The sequence below is a fragment of the Demequina sediminicola genome, from assembly GCF_000975055.1.
GTDB classification, from domain to species: Bacteria; Actinomycetota; Actinomycetes; order Actinomycetales; family Demequinaceae; genus Demequina; species Demequina sediminicola.
Genome location: NZ_BBRB01000004.1, coordinates 223,526 through 241,568, shown reverse-complemented (window position 1 = coordinate 241,568; position 18,043 = coordinate 223,526). Strand labels below are relative to the sequence as shown.

The 18,043-nt window shown below is 62.2% G+C and carries 12 protein-coding genes; 7 read left to right on the top strand and 5 right to left on the bottom strand.

Going from position 1 to position 18,043, the window contains the following annotated elements; all coding sequences use genetic code 11:
• From AOP79_RS09630 to ileS, 7 genes are all read left to right on the top strand, one after another.
• The coding region (locus AOP79_RS09630; RefSeq protein WP_152648090.1) for a DUF7927 domain-containing protein at positions 1 to 3,544 on the top strand (3,544 nt) is incomplete at its 5' end.
• A gap of 38 nt (positions 3,545 to 3,582) precedes the next feature.
• Positions 3,583 to 4,413 (top strand): patatin-like phospholipase family protein, encoded by an 831-nt coding sequence (locus AOP79_RS09625; RefSeq protein ID WP_062072980.1) that lies wholly within the window; start codon positions 3,583 to 3,585, stop codon positions 4,411 to 4,413.
• Positions 4,410 to 5,624 (top strand): 1-acyl-sn-glycerol-3-phosphate acyltransferase, encoded by a 1,215-nt coding sequence (locus tag AOP79_RS09620; protein ID WP_236683374.1) that lies wholly within the window; start codon positions 4,410 to 4,412, stop codon positions 5,622 to 5,624. Before AOP79_RS09625 ends, AOP79_RS09620 begins: the two co-directional genes overlap by 4 nt.
• Positions 5,624 to 6,100 carry a methyltransferase family protein gene (locus AOP79_RS09615; RefSeq protein ID WP_062072978.1) on the top strand — a complete coding sequence of 159 codons (477 nt, stop codon included), beginning with the start codon at positions 5,624 to 5,626 and terminating at the stop codon, positions 6,098 to 6,100. Before AOP79_RS09620 ends, AOP79_RS09615 begins: the two co-directional genes overlap by 1 nt.
• A gap of 27 nt (positions 6,101 to 6,127) precedes the next feature.
• The gene (locus AOP79_RS09610; RefSeq protein WP_062072975.1) at positions 6,128 to 6,871 is read left to right on the top strand and encodes an SDR family oxidoreductase; all 744 of its coding nucleotides are present in this window, start codon (positions 6,128 to 6,130) and stop codon (positions 6,869 to 6,871) included.
• Positions 6,872 to 6,920: 49 nt separating this feature from the next.
• Positions 6,921 to 7,499 carry a helix-turn-helix domain-containing protein gene (locus tag AOP79_RS09605; protein WP_082093534.1) on the top strand — a complete coding sequence of 193 codons (579 nt, stop codon included), beginning with the start codon at positions 6,921 to 6,923 and terminating at the stop codon, positions 7,497 to 7,499.
• A gap of 334 nt (positions 7,500 to 7,833) precedes the next feature.
• Entirely contained in the window at positions 7,834 to 11,064 is a 3,231-nt protein-coding gene (ileS, locus tag AOP79_RS09600; RefSeq protein ID WP_062072971.1) for an isoleucine--tRNA ligase, read from the top strand.
• Positions 11,065 to 11,155: 91 nt separating this feature from the next.
• Here ileS and AOP79_RS09595 read toward each other — a convergent pair whose 3' ends face one another.
• From AOP79_RS09595 to AOP79_RS09575, 5 genes are read right to left on the bottom strand one after another with little or no spacing between them, the layout of a single operon-like run.
• Positions 11,156 to 12,439 carry a metal-dependent hydrolase family protein gene (locus AOP79_RS09595; RefSeq protein ID WP_062072968.1) on the bottom strand — a complete coding sequence of 428 codons (1,284 nt, stop codon included), beginning with the start codon at positions 12,437 to 12,439 and terminating at the stop codon, positions 11,156 to 11,158.
• A gap of 13 nt (positions 12,440 to 12,452) precedes the next feature.
• The gene (locus AOP79_RS09590) at positions 12,453 to 13,259 is read right to left on the bottom strand and encodes an ABC transporter ATP-binding protein (RefSeq protein WP_062072966.1); all 807 of its coding nucleotides are present in this window, start codon (positions 13,257 to 13,259) and stop codon (positions 12,453 to 12,455) included.
• The gene (locus AOP79_RS09585) at positions 13,256 to 14,950 is read right to left on the bottom strand and encodes a dipeptide/oligopeptide/nickel ABC transporter permease/ATP-binding protein (RefSeq protein WP_236683372.1); all 1,695 of its coding nucleotides are present in this window, start codon (positions 14,948 to 14,950) and stop codon (positions 13,256 to 13,258) included. The genes AOP79_RS09590 and AOP79_RS09585 overlap by 4 nt, the downstream gene beginning before the upstream one ends.
• Positions 14,947 to 16,038 carry an ABC transporter permease gene (locus AOP79_RS09580; protein WP_236683370.1) on the bottom strand — a complete coding sequence of 364 codons (1,092 nt, stop codon included), beginning with the start codon at positions 16,036 to 16,038 and terminating at the stop codon, positions 14,947 to 14,949. The genes AOP79_RS09585 and AOP79_RS09580 overlap by 4 nt, the downstream gene beginning before the upstream one ends.
• A gap of 4 nt (positions 16,039 to 16,042) precedes the next feature.
• Complete coding sequence (locus AOP79_RS09575) at positions 16,043 to 17,626, bottom strand: ABC transporter substrate-binding protein (protein WP_062072965.1); 1,584 nt, start codon at positions 17,624 to 17,626, stop codon at positions 16,043 to 16,045.
• Between the last annotated feature and the right edge of the window lie 417 nt (positions 17,627 to 18,043).

Genomic DNA, 18,043 nt, shown 5'->3' with positions numbered 1-18,043 from the left:
TATCGCGAAGGAGTCGCAGGCTGACGACCCATTGCTTCCCGGCGATGAAGTGACTTACGTAGTCTCGGTGACCAACACGGGTTCTGTTGCTTATGTTGATCCTGACTTTGCCACGTTTACCGATGACCTCGACGAGGTGCTGACCGTCGCGGAGAACTTGACCGTGGTGTCGGTGGAGGGCAACGAGTCACGGCCCGTGGATGAAGTGGTCGTTTCTGGCTCGACGTTGACGTGGACTGGTGCGCTAGCGGTCGGCGAGACCGTTGAAGTGACCTACACCGTCGATGTGATGGACCCGTTGCCAGAGGATGCTGACCCCGCCCTGACCAACCTGGTGCTCGGCCCACCGGAATCCACATGTGTGGACGGCACAGAGCCGGGCTGCAGCACTACCGATCCGGTCCGTAGCCTGGCCGTGGAGAAGACCTCCGATGCCGGCGAGACGGTGATCCCTGGAGACACGGTCGACTACGTCATCACGGTGGAAAATACTGGCGGCTTCACGTACACGGATGTCGACCCGGCAATCGTGCTCGATGATCTGAGTGACGTCGTTGACGATGCCGAACTCACAGATGGCCCGACCGTCGTCGATGACAACCCGGCAACGGGCACCGTGATTCTCGAATTCGCAGGAGAGACCATCACCTGGGAAGGTGAACTGGTACCCGGTGAGGTCATCGAGATTCACTACACAGTGACGGTGTTGGGCCCTGAAGATGCGGACGCGGACGCCAATGGCGTCCTGACCAATGCTGTCACCAACCCGGGTGGTGAAGGACCGTGCGACATTGGTACGGAGCCCGGCTGCACCACTACGAGCCAGGTGCGGAGTCTCGCAATCGCGAAGGCGTCCAGCGCCGGCGATGTGGTGATTCCTGGCGACACCATCGAGTACATCATCACTGTCGAGAACACGGGGAGCTTCCCGTACACCGTGGATGACCCAGCCGCTATCGAGGACGACCTCACTGACGTCCTTCAGAACGCGACCTGGGGTGACTCGATCACCATTGTCGACACCAACCTCGACACCGTGTCGGGTCCCGGAGAGTTCAACGATCCCATCCTAACGTGGGAGGGTGCTTTGGCGCCGGGCGAGACAGTCGAGGTCCGCTTCACAGTCGTGGTCGATGATCCGGCTGAGGCAGATGGTGACGGAAACCTCGTCAACGCGGTGACTGGACCACCCGAATCCACGTGTGTTGACGGCGACGAAGACGGGTGCGTGGTGCAGGTTCCCGTCCGTGCCTTGCAGATTGTGAAGACGGTCAACGATGTGGAGGAGATCGCTGACACTCAGATCATCACGTACACCGTGACGGTCACGAACACCGGAGCAGCCGACTACACAGTGCTGGACCCCGCGGGGATTGTTGACGACGTGAGTGCCGTCGACGACGACGCGACCTTCATCCCGTCGTCAGCGTCACCCGACGACGGTTCGGTCGTCTATGACGGCTCGACGCCCGGCGAGGAGACCATCACTTGGTCTGGCCCCCTTGCGGGCGGCGACTCCATCGACATCGTCTACTCCTTCAGCATCGACGATCCCGCCCTAGGCGACGGCGACATCGTCAATGCTGTCACTGGCCCCGAGGAGTCAAACTGCTACCCGGATGAGCAGAGCGACCCCGAGAACTGCCAGGTCGTCTCGCCGGACCAGACAGTGGAATTGGCCAAGCGTGCCCTCGACGATGAGGTCGTTCCCGGACAGGAACTCACCTACGAGATCACGATCACCAACCCGGGCTTCCTTCCGTACGGTGCGCAGGCCCCGGCAACCATGAAGGATGACATCTCAGACGTATTGACCCATGCCACATGGCTCGATCAACTTGAGGCTGATCCCGATGTTCCTGGGTCGACGCTCACTTTCGATTCGTCGACGGAGATCATCACCTGGGAGGGTCCGCTTGCCGCCGGTCAGGTGGTGACGGTGCGCTACACCGTGCTTCTGGATGACCCCATTGAGGAAGGTGCGACGCTCGTCAATACGGTCACGGGTGCCCCGGAATCCAACTGCTTCGCAGAGACACCGGAAGACGAGCGCCCCGAGGAATGCAGCGTGACGGTGCCGGTGCGCCAATTGTCCATGGCAAAGACGTCCGATGCTGTGGAGTGGATTGGTCCGCACCAAACGGTCGAGTACTCCGTGACGGTGAACAACACCGGCAGCGTGGACTATGACGACGACCACCCCGCGGTGGTGACCGATGACCTCTCGGATGTCCTCGACGACGCCACGTATCTCAACGATGCGCAAAGCTCCACCGGTGAAGGCGCGTTTGTCCTCGACGGAACCGAACTGACGTGGACGGGCCCCATCCCGGCCGGGGAGGAAGTCGTGCTGACCTACTCGGTCCGTGTCGACGATCCCCCGGGTGGCAACGGGTCGCTCGTCAATGTGGTGGACGGGCCTCCCGAGACCACGTGTGCCGAGGGAGATTGCACGGTGACTGTGCCGGTGCGGTCGCTTGACATCGTCAAGACGGCCGATGCCCCGGACCCCGTCGTTGCGGGTGGCACGGTTGCCTACACGGTCGTGGTGGAAAATACTGGAACCTTCGCGTACACACTCGAGGATCCGGCAGCGATCACCGATGACCTCTCGGGAGTGCTCGACGACGCGACCTATCAAGGTGACGCCGAGGCCACGAGCGGTGACACTACGGTGTCGTTGACGTTGGAGACGCTGTCGTGGACAGGCGCGCTTGAGCCCGGTCAGATCGTCACCATCACCTACTCCGTGCAAGTCGACACCCCTCCGGGTGGCGACGGAGTACTGGACAACACGGTGACAGGGCCACCCGAATCCGTGTGTGCAGTGGACCCAAGCATGAGTGCGCCACGGACCTCACGCTCGGCGCTTCCCACGCTGCTTGCGATCTTCAACCCCGACTGCTCCACGAGCACTCCAGTCGCGCTACCGGCGCTCAGCCTAGAGAAGACTGCAGAGCAGCCCTCCGGCGGTGTCACGATCGGAGACTCCGTGGAGTTCACCGTGACAGTGACGAACGCTGGCGAAGCGCCATTCACGGACGAGTTGCCTGCGGTCGTCGTTGATGACCTCACGGACGTTCTGGACGATGCCAACTACAACAACGATGCTGCCGTCTCGCCAGAGATTGGCGAGCTGACGTACTCGTCGCCTTACCTGGTGTGGGAAGGCCCGCTTGGTGCTGGCGATTCGGTCGAGCTGACATACAGCGTGACTGTGACGGGTGCCGGTGACCTCTCAATGGTCAACGTGGTGTTCCAGCCCACAGACCCCTCGTGTGAAGGTGTCGCATGCGCGCCGGCGCCGCCCACGGGACCTGGCGGCCCTAGCGGAGTATGCATCGACGGGCTGACGACTGACGGTCTGCCGTGCGACTCGACGTCGACCGTGATTACCGTGACGAACCCCACGTCGCCGTTGCTTCCACGCACAGGTGCGGCAGTGTCGATGGCCGTGGTGCTGTTGTCCGGGCTCCTGATAGGCCTGGGTGCAGTGCTGGTGGCGTTGCAGGGAGGCCGCCGCCGCAACAACCCATGGAGCTAACGCCCCCCGGAGCCACCCGAACGTGAAAGTATCGACGTATGACAGTGGGATACGCTCTCGGTGGTGGTGGCGTTCGCGGCGCCGTGGAAGTGGGCATGCTACGGGCGCTGTTTGAAGTGGGCATCACTCCAGACCTGGTCGTGGGCACGTCCATTGGTGCCATCAATGGTGCGGCGCTCGCCGCCAACCCGACGCCGAGCGTGGTCGACGATCTCGAGAAGGCGTGGTCATCTGAGCCGGCCCGTGCCATCTATGGCGAGTCGTGGGTGAAGCAGATGTCTCGCTTGGCTCGCTCGGGTACTCACCTCAGCACCTCCAAGCCCTTGCGTGCCATGGTCAACGGCATCATCGGCGAGGGTGCCAGGTTCGAGGACCTGCCGGTGCCACTGGCGGTATGCGCAGCCTCTATCGAGCGCGCCGCCGAACAGTGGTTCGATAGTGGGCTCATCATTGACGCTGTCCTTGCGAGTTCTGCGGTGCCTGCCGCGCTACCGCCCGTGGTGATCGATGGCGAACACTATGTAGATGGCGGCGTGGTGAACTCCATTCCTGTGGGGGAGGCCATTCATCGCGGCGCCACTGAAGTGTTTGTGCTCCAGGTGGGAAGGGTCGAGGAGCCGCTCGAGCCGCCGAAGTCTCCCACCGACGTGGGACGGGTGACTTTTGAGATTGCCCGTAGGCATCGTTTTGCGCGCGATATGGCACAAGTGCCCGAAGGCGTCTCGGTCCACATCTTGCCCTACGGCGGTCACCAACCGGGGGACAAGAAACTTGGGGCGTACCGCAACATGGACCTCACGAAACCGCGCATGGATGCCGCCTATCGAGCTTCGCTCGAATATCTCGCTGAGCATGGGGTTAGCCGATGAATGCCACACCAGGCGCGAACGAGCGAGGACTGGAGTCTGATCGGCAGAAGCAGCGCCGCATGTCGTGGCAGCTGCCACCCGTGTGGGTTCGCCGTTGCGTGCTTGCGCCGCTCATCGTGCTTCTCGCGCTGGTGTGGATGCCGACGGCGCTGTGGCTCGGAATCTTGGTCGCGGGCGTGGTCGCGTGGGCTCTGCCTGGCCGAGTGAGGGTTCTGCGTGTGATTTTCATGGCCGGGCTGTACTTGATGTGGGACGCCTTGGCTCTTGTCTGGATGTTCTTCCTGTGGGTGATCTCAGGGTTCGGGTGGAAGGTCAACAGCGACTGGTTCCAGCGCCGCCATTACAGGCTTGCCGGGGTCATGCTGAGGTCGTTGTTTAGGGCTGCGCGCCGGGTGCTGCGGCTGACGGTGGAGTTTCGCGATGCAGACCTTGACGCCCTTGCGCCAGGGCGGCCCATCATTGTGGTGTCCCGCCATGCGGGGCCTGCCGATTCCTTCATCATCGTGGAGGCCCTCATCAACCGGTTCCGGCGCGAGCCAGCCATCGTGTTGAAGGACACATTGCAGTGGGACCCTGCCGTCGATGTCCTGTTGAACCGGGTTCCTGCCAGATTTGTCGCACCGTCGAGTCGACGTAAACGTGGCGCGGCGTCGGGAACCAAGTCCGTGGGTTCACTCGCCGCAGGGCTCAGTGGCAACGACGCGTTGTTGATCTTCCCTGAGGGTGCCAACGCCACCCCCAAGCGTCGTGAGAAGCGCATCGCGCAGTTGCGGGCTGGCGGGCACGAGGCGCTCGCCGAGCGCGCTGAATCCATGCCGCATGTGATGCCCCCGCACCCCGGCGGGGTACTTGCCGCTATCGACGCGTGCCCCGAGGCGACTGTGGTGATGATCGCCCACACCGGACTGGAGCGCCTCTCGACGGTGCGGGACGTCTGGCGCGAACTCCCCGTCGACAAGAAAATCACCTTGCGTGGTTGGGCGGCGGAACCTGACGAGATCCCGTCGTCACGCGCCGAGCGTGAAGACTGGTTGTTCGATTGGTGGGAGCGCATCGACTCCTGGATCGACCTCAATAACCCCGACGACGCATCGGCCGATGCCGTGGCCCAGGCACAGGGTGACGCCAACGTGATTTACAGTCACAGTGGCCGCCCCACACACTCAGGGCATGGCGACGAACAGCACCCAGACATTGAGGAAGGTCGCTAGTGGACCACATACGCGAAACCATCAAGGACGGACGATGGGTGATGGTCGCGGTCCAGGGACTCCTGTTCCTGTCGGTGGCGGTCACCGCAATCATCCCGTGGGGCCCGTCACTGTGGTCATCGCTGTGGCTCGCGCTCGCATTGATCGTGCTCGGAGCTGCGGGTGTGTTGTGGACGGGGCGGTCGCTTGGTGGTTCTCTGACGCCATCGCCAGTTCCCAACGGCGTTGGCCTGGTCGCCAAAGGCCTGTATCGCTGGGTGCGTCACCCGATGTATACCGCGCTCATACTGATCTGTGCCGGAGTTGCGGTGAGTTCCGGCCGCGTCCTGTGCTGGGCCAGTGTTGTCGCCCTCGTGGTGTTCTTTGAGGTGAAAACCCGCGTGGAAGAGCGCTACCTGATGACCACGTACGAGGGCTACTCGGAGTACGCCGGACGCACGGGCAAGTTCCTTCCCGGGATTGGCCGCCGCCGGTGAGCCGCCGTCAGAACTAGGCTGACTCCCATGAGCGAATCCCCTTTGCACGCTGTGGTCACCGGAGCATCGTCGGGAATCGGTGCGGCCACAGTGCGACGCTTGGTCGCTGCCGGGTGGCGCGTCACGGCCGTTGCACGACGCGCTGACCGGTTAACCGCATTGGCCGAGGAGACTGGCTGCGCTGTGGTTGTGGCAGACATCACGAGCGACGATGACGTTGCGGCGTTGGCGGCTACGGTCGCCGAGCCCGTGCACGCATTGGTCAACAACGCGGGAGGGGCCGTGGGGTGGGAGCATGTAGCGCAGTCGCCACTTGAGGCATGGCTTCAGCAGTACGCCCTGAACGTCGTGGGAACCGTGCGCGTGACCCAAGCCCTGTTGCCGGCCCTCACCGCATCGGGCCGTGGCGACGTGGTGAACGTGACTTCCACTGCCGGACACGAGCCGTATGAGAACGGCGCCGGCTATGTTGCGGCCAAGCATGCGGAGGTCGCGATGACGCGCACGCTGCGCCTAGAACTCACTGGAACTGGGGTGCGGGTCATCGAGATTGCCCCTGGGATGGTCCACACCGAGGAGTTCTCGGTCAATCGTTTTGGGGGCGACGAGGACAAGGCCGCGGGCGTGTATCAGGGCGTCGAGCCACTCGTCGCGGACGACATCGCTGACACCATCGAGTACGCACTGACGCGTCCTCACCACGTGAATATCGACCTTCTTGTAGTGCGGCCGCGCGAGCAAGGTGGTGCAACAAAATTGGTGCGACGCTGACTTCCACGACCGACGCTCACCAGGCCTCCGTTGTGGATACACCAGGACGATGTCAGGCCCGAGGCCTACACTTCGCAGTATGGGGACTGATCGCGCACGACTGTTAATGCATCCTGTGCGGATGCGAATCGTGATGGCGCTCTCTGCTGAGGCACTGACCACTCGAGACCTACAACGGGTTCTCCCAGACGTCCCGCAAGCATCGCTCTATCGCGGTGTTGCGGACTTGAAAGACGGGGGGGTCGTTGAGGTGGTCTCCGAGGAACGCCGGGGTGGGGCCATCGAAAAGACGTACCGTGTGGTGCGGGACAGGGTGACGATGACTCGTGAAGAGTTCACCTCCGGACCGCCCGAGGAATTCCTGGCCACCATTCAAGTGTTCGCGGACCAGATTGTTGCGGCCACCACAGCCTTCATGGGAGCTTCCCAGAACGATGAGTGGCGCGGAGGGCGATTCTCGGTGCGTCACGAACCTTTATGGCTCACTGAGAAACAGCGCGAGGACCTCTCCACGGAGTTGGCGGAGGTGATGGGCAAGTATGAGTCCATGCATCGACGGCCGGGCTCCCGTCACTACAGTTTCAACCTCGCGATCATCCCTGACCACGGTGACACACCAGAGAACTGAGGCAGATACACTGGTCTCATCAGCGTTGACCCGGCCATCACCGGTGAGCTTGCGGAAGAACGGACTCCGCGCCATGCCCCACTGCACGAGGGGAGCAGGTGCGACTCTCACTAGAACCGCACGGGTAGCCCGTCACAGCATCGTCCTCGTGGAAGCGAGGGCCTGAGCGGCTACGGTCCGCCTGCAGAGCAGGGGAGCGTGGCAAGCGAGGTGGTACCGCGCGGCTCACGTGTTCGCACGTCGGCAGCGTCCTCGTACGGAACCATGCGCACTGAACAATGCGCACGGATCAATGAACGTACAGTGACGCGACCACCGAAGGACTTTTGACGCGATGAGTGCTTACCCCCAGCATCGGCCCGATTCCACCGTGCCTGCCTCGCCGAGCTTCCCCTCTATCGAGGAAGACACTCTGGCGTATTGGAAGAGCGATGACACCTTCCAGGCGTCCATTGACAATCGTGCCGACGCTGAAGAGTTCGTCTTTTACGACGGACCTCCCTTCGCCAACGGTCTCCCTCACTACGGCCACTTGCTGACGGGCTACGCCAAGGACGTGGTTCCGAGGTTCGAGACGATGCAGGGCAAGCGCGTCGAGCGTCGCTTTGGATGGGACACTCACGGGTTGCCGGCCGAGCTTGAAGCCGAGCGCATCCTCGGGATCACGGACAAGTCGCAGATCGACGAGATGGGCATCGCCGCCTTCAACAAGGCTTGCCGTGACTCCGTGCTGAAGTACACCGACGAGTGGCAGGAGTACGTCACCCGCCAGGCGCGCTGGGTGGACTTCGACAACGATTACAAGACCCTCGATGCGACCTTCATGGAATCGGTGATCTGGGCCTTCAAGACGCTTTATGACAAGGGCCTCGCCTACGAAGGTCACCGCGTGCTGCCGTATTGCTGGCGTGACGAGACTCCGTTGTCGAACCACGAGTTGCGCATGGATGACGACGTGTACGCGATGCGCCAGGACCCCGCGCTCACGGTCGCGATGCCACTCAAGGCCGATGCCGTAGCCGCAGTTGCGCTGGACGCTTCCGTCAAGGAGGCGCTCACCGGCGCGGAGATCCTGATCTGGACGACGACGCCGTGGACACTTCCGTCCAACCTTGCCGTGGCCGTGGGTCCAGAGATCGAGTACGTCGTGGTGGCCGCCAGCGCAGAGTCCGCGTTCGCGGGACGCAAGGTCGTCCTTGGTGCGGCTCGCGTGGGTGCGTACGAGCGTGAGCTGGGAGAAGACGCCACCGTCGTTGCCACTATGAAGGGCGCTGACCTTGGTGGCCTGACCTATGAAGCGCCATTTGGCTACTTTGCTGACATGGAGAACGCCCACCAGGTGCTTGTTGCCGACTTCGTCTCCGTCGAGGACGGTACGGGAATCGTCCACATGGCCCCTGGCTTCGGTGAGGACGACGCCGCTGTGTGTGGCGAGGCCGGCATCGGCACTGTGGTGCCGGTGGACTCCAAGGGCCAGTTTACCAGTCAGGTCGCTGACTATGCAGGCCAGCAAGTGTTTGATGCGAACCCGCACATCATCAAGGACCTCAAGGAGCGCGGCATCGTCCTGCGCCATGAGACCTACGACCACAGCTACCCGCACTGCTGGCGCTGCCGCAATCCCTTGATCTACCGTGCGATCTCCTCATGGTTCATCTCGGTCACGGACTTCCGTGACCGCATGGTGGAACTCAACGAAGACATCACCTGGGTTCCTGACCACATCAAGGAAGGTCAGTTCGGCAAGTGGCTCGAAGGCGCACGCGACTGGTCCATCAGCCGCAACCGCTACTTCGGAACGCCCATCCCCGTCTGGGTATCGGACAATCCCGACTTCCCGCGGGTGGACGTCTACGGATCGTTCGCGGAGATCGAGCGCGACTTTGGCCGCCTACCGCTCAACGAGGACGGCGAGCCCGACCTTCACCGGCCCTTCATCGATGACCTCACCCGCGCCAACCCCGACGACCCCTCGGGCCAGTCCACCATGCGACGCATCTCCGATGTCTTCGACGTGTGGTTCGACTCCGGCTCCATGCCGTTCGCCCAGGTGCACTACCCATTCGAGAACGAAGAGTGGTTCGACACCCACAACCCCGCGGACTTCATCGTGGAGTACATCGGCCAGACCCGCGGCTGGTTCTACGTCATGCACGTGCTCGCCACGGCGCTCTTTGACCGGCCGGCATTCTCGACGGCCATCAGCCACGGCATCGTGCTGGGCTCGGACGGTCGCAAGATGTCCAAGAGCCTGCGCAACTACCCCGATGTCAACGAGGTGTTCCACCGCGACGGCTCGGACGCCATGCGCTGGTTCCTCATGTCGTCGCCCATCCTGCGTGGCGGCAACCTCGTCGTCACCGAGGAAGGCATCCGCGAAGGCGTCCGCGAAGTCATGCTGCCGCTGTGGAGCTCGTACTACTTCTTCACCCTCTACGCGGGTGCCGCCCGTGGAGGAGACGGCTACCACGCATCGGCCGTTCGCCATGAGGACGTCGCAAGCCTGCCCGTCATGGACAGGTACGTCCTGGCCAAGACTGCGGACCTCGTCGACACCATCACGGAGCAGATGCTCGCGTACGACGTGCCCGGAGCGTCGTCGTCACTGCAGTCCTTCATGGACCTGTTGACCAACTGGTACGTGCGGACCCAGCGCGACCGCTTCTGGTCCGAAGACGACGCGGCATTCAACACCCTCTTTACTGTGTTGACCACCGTGTCGCGCCTGGCAGCGCCCCTGTTGCCGCTTCTCAGCGAAGAGGTCTACCGCGGCCTCACCGGTGAGCGTTCCGTGCACCTCACGGACTACCCGGTGGCTCCCTCCGCATGGCGCGACGACTCCCTCGGGGGCGTCATGGACCAAGTGCGCGAAGTCGTCTCGTCCGCTCACGCGCTACGCAAAGCGGAGCAGATCCGCGTGCGTCAGCCACTCGCAGCGCTCAAGGTCGCCGTCGCAGATTCCGCCGCCCTGGCGCCATACGCCGACCTGATCGCAACTGAGCTCAACGTCAAGAACGTCGAGCTCGTCTCTATCGAGGACTTCACTGCCGCCCACCCCGTGGAGCAGCGTCTGTCCGTCAATGCGCGCGCCGCAGGGCCACGCATCGGCAAGCAGGTACAGGCCGCCATCAAGGGTTCCAAAAGCGGTGACTGGACCGTCGATGCGTCGGGTGCCGTGGTCTCTGGCGGGATCGCCCTGATGGAGGGGGAGTACTCGCTCGCCACGGTCATCGGCTCCGAAGGGGAGTCGACGGATGCGGCGTCTGTGCTTCCTTCCGGGGGCTTCGTGTTGCTCGACACTGCGCTGACGCCAGAACTTGAAGCCGAGGGCTACGCACGCGATGTGGTCCGTGCCGTGCAGGACACCCGCAAGTCTGAAGACCTCAACGTCTCTGACCGGATTGTGCTGGAACTCACGGTGCCGGCAGATCGGGTTGATGCGGCGACCACCTGGTCAGATCTCATCGCGAAGGAGACTCTCGCTCAGGATCCAGTTTCCGGCGAGCCACGCGTGAGCGTGACCACCGGTGACGACCTGGCAATCCGCGTGACAGTCGCGAATTAGCGGCGTACGCCGGGGCGTGGAATGGCCACGCCCCGGCCAAGGCCGCTCGAGCCACGTGCTTCTCGAGAGTCCGCGTCACCGCAGCACATGGCTAGTGGGGTGCCGAGAGAGCATCAAGATCCTTGACTGGAGTCCCCGACTGATACACGGCGCGTATCGCGCTCGGGTCACCGAGCGTATGGATGTTCTCAAGTGGGTCGACCTCGGTGATAACAAGGTCCGCCATCATGCCGGGACCCAAAGTGCCTAGGGAGTCATTGAGACGCAGTATTTTTGCTCCGACGGCGGTTCCAGCGTGGATTGCTTCAAGTGGCGTCAGCCCTGCGTCGACGAGGTGACCCAACTCAGTGAGATTGCGACCTTGTGGATGAATCCCCGCATCAGTGCCCATCCCTATCGTCACTCCGGCGTCGATCGCCTGCCGGGTGGACGCGAGCCCTCGTTCTTGCCAGCCTCGCTTGAGAGCGATGCGCTCGGCACTGGTGACGGCGGGGTTCAGCGGTTTGAGCAACGTGGAGAGGGTAGGGATTAGCGCAGTGCCGCGTTCAGCCATGACGGCAAGCGTCTCAGGTGTGACGTCATAGCCGTGCTCGATGCTGGACGCCCCGCCAAGGACGGCGGCGGTGACGCCTTCTGACCCCTGAGCGTGCGCGGTCACTGGTTGGCCCTGGAGGCGGGCCATCTCGGCGACGATCAATGCGACCTGTGCGGCCGGAACCCCCGGGTGGTCCGGCCCGTAGCTGGGGGAAGACATGCCTCCGGTAGTGCACACCTTGATGACATCGGCCCCAGTGCGTATCAGTCGGCGGACCGCCCGTATCACCTCGGCGTCGGTATCGACAACCTCCCAACCCGGCGTGGTAGCGCGTTCGGCATACAGCGGGACCGATCCATTGGGGTACACGGGATCCCCATGACCGCCTGTGGGGGACAGCAGCGCGATTGCTAGGTGGAGCCGGGGCCCCACCGTACGTCCGTTTGCGATGGCTCGACGGTATCCTGGGGTCAGTCCGGAGAGGTCGCGTGCCGTCGTGACACCCGCGTCGAGGGTGGCGTGCATCGTCGAGGCTGTGGCAAAGGCTTCTTCCTCAGGGAACCATTGGCGTTGTTCAGCTTCGTCCGCGTCGTGTGACATTGCGAGATGGACATGCAAGTCAATGAAACCTGGCATGACAAATCCGCCGCGGGCGTCAATCACGGTCTCTGAATGGCCCTCTAGGGGCCGTCTGGGCCCAACATAAGACACGACGCCATCAATGAACTCGACCTCGGCGTTCTCAAGCGGGTCCCGAAGAGTGCCGTCGAGAACAGTGGCACCTACGATGCGCGTGGTGCCTGAGGATGAGGGGGCATGGGGGAGTCTCGCGCCTGTCATTGTCGGTTGCCTCTCACTGAGTGGGTGTAGTCACGGATGCCATGGGTAGTGCGTCGAGAGAGAACCCTGGTGAGCCAGGGTCTGCTTCGAGAAGAGATCGCGTGTACCAGTGCTGGGGGTCAGTGAAAATTTGTTCGACGGGTCCGCGCTCAACGACCACACCGCGGTACAACACGAGGACTTCGTCGCTCACACGTTGGACAACTGCCAGGTTGTGCGAGATGAACATCATGGTGAGATCAAGACTGTCCTGGATCTCCGCGAGCAACTCGAGAATCTGCGCTTGTACTGAGACGTCCAGTGCTGACGTGATTTCATCCGCAATAACCATGGTGGGGTTCAAGATGAGGCCGCGCGCAATTGCGACGCGTTGCCGTTGACCGCCCGAGAACTCGTGCGGAAAGCGGTCCATCATTGCGCCTTCGAGTCCGACTCTTTCTAGCCAGTCGACAATTCTGTCCTGATGTGGGCGCACGCGCCCGCGTCCTGGCTCAATCGCTTCCGCCAGTGTTTGGCCGATGGTCCGTCGCGGAGACAATGAAGAGAATGGGTCTTGAGGGATCATCTGTGTACGCCTGCGATAGCGCGCGAGCTCACTGCGAGTGGCGTGGCGAACGTCGAGACCGTCAACCCAGATTTCGCCTGCGGCGGCAGGTACAGTGCCGACCAACGCCTTCGCAAGGGTCGACTTGCCCGATCCGGACTCTCCCACGACTCCCACAGTGGTCCCGGCGCTCAGTGAAAATGACACATCCTGAAGTACGTGAGCCGCGCCAAAACGCACGTCAAGATTTGCGACGTTCACAACCGTTTTGCTCACGCGTCCTCCATGCTGTCGACATTCACCACTGGCGTGGCTGCGAGTAGTTGCTTCGTATAGGGATGTTGAGCCCTTTCGACGGTCAGGTCGTCCATTGAAGTGATGTGTTCGACGATCTGCCCTTGTTGCATGACCAGGACCCTGTCACAGAGTCGACGCACCACACCGAGGTCGTGAGAGATGAAGAGGACCGCAGTACCTCGCTCTGAATTCAGGCGATTAATGAGCGTCAGAACCTCGCGCTGAACCGTGACGTCCAGTGCGGTCGTAGGTTCGTCGGCAATCAACAACTCTGGTTCGACGCTCATCGCCGAGGCGATCATCGCGCGCTGGTTCATGCCGCCCGAGAGTTCGTGGGGGTTTTGGCGAAGTCGCCCCTCGGGGTCCGGCATGAGTACGTCCTTGAACGCCGCGATCAGTGCCTTGCGGGCCTCACGTCGGCTGAAGCCCAAACGAGTCCGCAACACGTCCGTGAGTTGCGAGCCGAGGGTGAGAGCCGGATTAAGTGCCGTTCCCGGGTCCTGGTACACGAGGCCAATGCGCGATGCAAGCTCGGCTTGTGGGACTCGCCCCAAGAGGTCTGTGTGGCCAAGCGTCAGTCGTCGTGCTGATGCCTCGAGGCCATCCTGCAGCAGGCAGGAGACGACAGAGGCGGTCAGCGACTTTCCTGATCCGGACTCTCCGACGATGCCTACGATTTCACCGCGACCGATGGTGAACGACACGTCAGAGACAATCTCTCGACCCGATTCGATGTGGCTGACACGAATGCCATCAGCAACAAGGACCGCGTCGGTGGGAACGTCAAGTGAACTACCTTCATCTACCCGTGCCGACATCTGTGCTTGCTTGGCATTCGAGCGCGGGTTGGCCGCAGCTGCGAGTCCGTCTCCGACGAATAAGGCGGCCATAGAGACAAAGATGATCGCAACTGCAGGTCCCACCAAGAGGATGGGGTTTGTCATGATCTTCGAGAGGCTATCGGCGAGCAGAGTGCCGTAGTCGTAGTACGGCGCCTGCGTGCCCAGGCCCACGAATGAGAGTCCGGAGATCTCCACCAAGGCTCCCGCGAACGCCTGGGCAGTGATGATCAGCATGGGTTCGGCCATGTTGGGCAGCACGTGACGAATCGCGATGCGATAGCCGGGTACGCCGAGCAGACGAGCCGTGGTGATGTATTGGCGAGATGCGATCCCTGATGCGAGATTGGCTGTGAGCCGAGCGAACCCAGCGATACTTGCGACGGCGACAGCGATCACGGCCGTAATGGCGCCCTGCCCCAGGATCGCTGCGACGATGATCGCGAGCAGAAGCCCTGGATATGAGATGAAGAATTCAATCAGGCGCAACCCAAGGTTGCGGATACGTGGTGGAGCTAGCCACACGGCGATGCCAAACCCGACGCCAAGTACGGCCGCGATGGCGGTGGCGGCCAGGGCCATGAGGACGGTGGTGCGTGTCGCCACCAGAGTCCGGGCCAGCATGTCGCGTCCGAGAGCGTCCGTGCCCAGGAGGTGGCCAGGCTCGGAGCCAAGGTTTGATTCCCCGGTCAGGGTCGCGGCTTGGCCCGAGTAGATCATCGGCGCAACGAGCGCGATCAGGGCAACGATTGCAAACATGACGATGCCTGCAATCAGGGTCCCGTTCCAACGTAAACGCCGGCCTGGTGGGAGCTTGGTGGTGGTATTCACTGTTCTTCTCCGAGCGTCCGGGGGTCGATAGCGCCAAGGATGATGTCGATGACGAGTGTGGTGACCAGCGAGATTGCCCCAATCACGAACACTGCTGCGCGGATAACGGGATAATCCTTATCCTCCGCAATTGCTCTGATCACTGCGCTGCCAATTCCGGGCCAGCCAAAGACTGTCTCGACGATGAGAGCGGACCCCAAGAGCGCGGTGAGGATGATGCCTGAGAGGGTGAGCGCCGTGGTCAGCACGTTAGGAAGCAGGTGCTTGCCGTAGCGCACCAGCGCCGGAAGGCGCCAGCCTCGTGCGCTACGCATGTAGTCCATCTCCTCGACGACCGCTGCTTCGCGACGAACGATGCGCGCCATTCCTCCGATGCTTCCTATGGACAGCGCTGCGATAGGCAGAATCGCCGATTGCCAGAATCCATATGCGAGCGTGTATGCCGGAGGGAACCAGGAAAGCCACAGTGCAAAGATCACCACGAGGAACGTCGCCAGGATGTAGGGCGGAATGGACGTGAACACACTCGTGACCGTGGTGAAGGCGGTTCCTAGCCAGCGGCGCCGGTCGCCCCGGGTCGCGATTGCCACGGAGATGCCAAGGGCGACGCCACCGACAAGGACAATGAGGACGGACGCGAATGCGATGGTGACCGTGTAGGGGGCGGCGGCCATCACGATGTCCAGGGCCGGCACTCCATAGCGGAATGACTCTCCGAAGTCACCGCTAGCGACGCCGACCAGGTAGTCCCACAGTTGCACGAGTGTGGGATCGTCAAGCCCTAGCTCCGCTCGGACTGCATCGACGGTCGCGGGGGACGCATCGGGTCCAGCGATGGCCTCAGCCGGGTCGCCTGGTATGAGCTGAACAATGAAGAAAGTCATGAGCACGAGCAACACGAGGCTGATGGCAAGGCTCTTGAACCGGCGGACCAGGAACCGTCTCCATGTCTTGGCGTGGCTCCCTGCGGCATGGGGGCTGATGGTGGCAGCACCGCCCGCGACATCCTCCGTGGAATGGGGCGACATCGATTCAGGCATGGTGGTGTCGTTGCTTCCTTGGTTGTCTGCGCGGGCGGTGCTGCTCATATCGTTACTCCGTCACGCGCATCGCAGTGAGGTCCCAGTTGCCGGCAATGATCGGCGATGAGAATCCTGCACGGGAGACGATGTAGTGCGTGTCAGAAATCAGTGGCGCAAAGGCGACATCTTGTAGCACAGATTCCTGAGCTTCGAGGAGGGAGCTGCACGCGGCATCCTCGTCGTCACTTGTCATGGAGAAGGCCAGTGCAGCATCTGCGACGTCGTTGACCTTGCCAGTGATGTTTGAGCCGCCGTCTTCAGACAGGGGGCCCATGACGCGCTCCAGTGACAGGCTGACGATTCCTGTGGTGTTTCCGTCGGCGACCAGAGTGACATCCCAGATGCCCTTCTCAGCGCGTTGCGCCGCTCGCCAGTCGGCGGGGTCCAGTGCAGTGACTTCCACGGTGGCGCCTGCGGCACGTAGCGATTCGGACATGTAGTCGGTTGCGGCGTCCCAGTTCGACATCGTCAGGAGGCGGATGGTGACACCATCGAGGTCCGCAGCTGCCGCTTCCGGGTCATACGCCTGGAGGAGCGCCTCGTCGTCGTTGACGCACTCAGACTGGGTGTACGTAATCGACGTGAGCGGCGTGCCCAGTCCGTCCAGCGCAGCTTCGTTGAACCCTTCGCGCGATACCGCGCTGGCGGCGGCTGCTCGCAACTCGGGAGCATCGATGAACACGGAACCTGAGCCCTCTGTCTGGTTAAAGACGAGTGAGTAGGCCGAGGCGTTGGTGGTCTCGTAGGAGTAGTCGTCGCTTTCCGTGAACTGGAGCGCATTCGAGTCGTAGAAGCGGGTGACGTCGACTCCGCCGGACTGCAACAGATTGGCTGAGGTAGTGGAGTCCGCTGCGACAGTGATATTGATCGTGGCAGCGGGGACGCCTTCGAGTTCGTACGGCCAGGCGGCGTAGTCGTCGCGGAGACTATAGGTAGCGCTGACGCCAGGGTTGCTATCGCTCAGGGTGTAAGGGCCGGACCATGCACCCTCAACGGTGCCTGCTGCAAGCCCATCGAGATCATCAAGGCCCGCAGGACAGATGATTCCGGTGTTCTCAAGTGTGAGGCCTGCGAGGACTGCGGAATAAGGTTCGCTCAGGCTAATCGCGAGGGAGTCGCCTTCGGCGGTAAATGTTGGAGTTCCGGTGCCGAATGCCTGTGCTGTGATTGCCTGCGCTGCAGCGTCATCCACAGTTGTGAGATAGGTCAGGGAGTCTGCGACTACCTGAGAGTCGATGACTGAGCCATCGGAGCATGTAGCGTCATCGCGGATGGTCAGCACATAGTCAGTTGCGGACTGCGCCTCCCATTCCGAGGCAATGCCGCCAACGTACCCCTCGTCGCTAGCCCGTAGCAGGGTGTCAAACCCGAGCCGGGCTGCGGACACGCTCGCGGATCCTGAAGCGATGGCTGGGTCGAATTGCGTCGGAGCGGAAAAGAGCTCCGTATTGATGGTGTCTGTGGACACCGTAGGGGTCGATGACTCTCCTTGAGAGGCAGCAGCGTCCGCCTCTTCCGTGGCAGCTGAGCATGCCGCGAGGGTCAGTGACGCGGTGAGTGCGAATGCCGCTATAGCGACGTGTTTCCTTGCCATTGTTACTCCTAGTGGACGGAGGGGGACTGTGCCGTAGCGGTCCGGGTTCATGAACGCGGACCACCTCGAATCAGCGTGTCGGCCCAGAACAAGATGCGTTCAGGCATCCAACCTACGCTGTTCTGTATCCAATCTACATCGCGGTGTATCCGAAAAAGGACTTTCACGTTACGTTCTTGTAAATTCCGGTGCCTGGCGTCGGGCGTCGGGGGCAGGGTGCAGCGCATCCGGTGTCTCTCCAGCATCACCCCGGCTCGGGGAGGCGCTGTGCCATCGGGGCCAGAATTTACATGGGGGAAACGCACATGTCGTCGTTGGGATACTTGACGGTGTAGATTGGATCCAACTTGGAGTAAATAGTAGACAACCTGTCGTCGCTCGGTCCTGGGGCCGGGAGGAGACCAACGGCGACGGAGT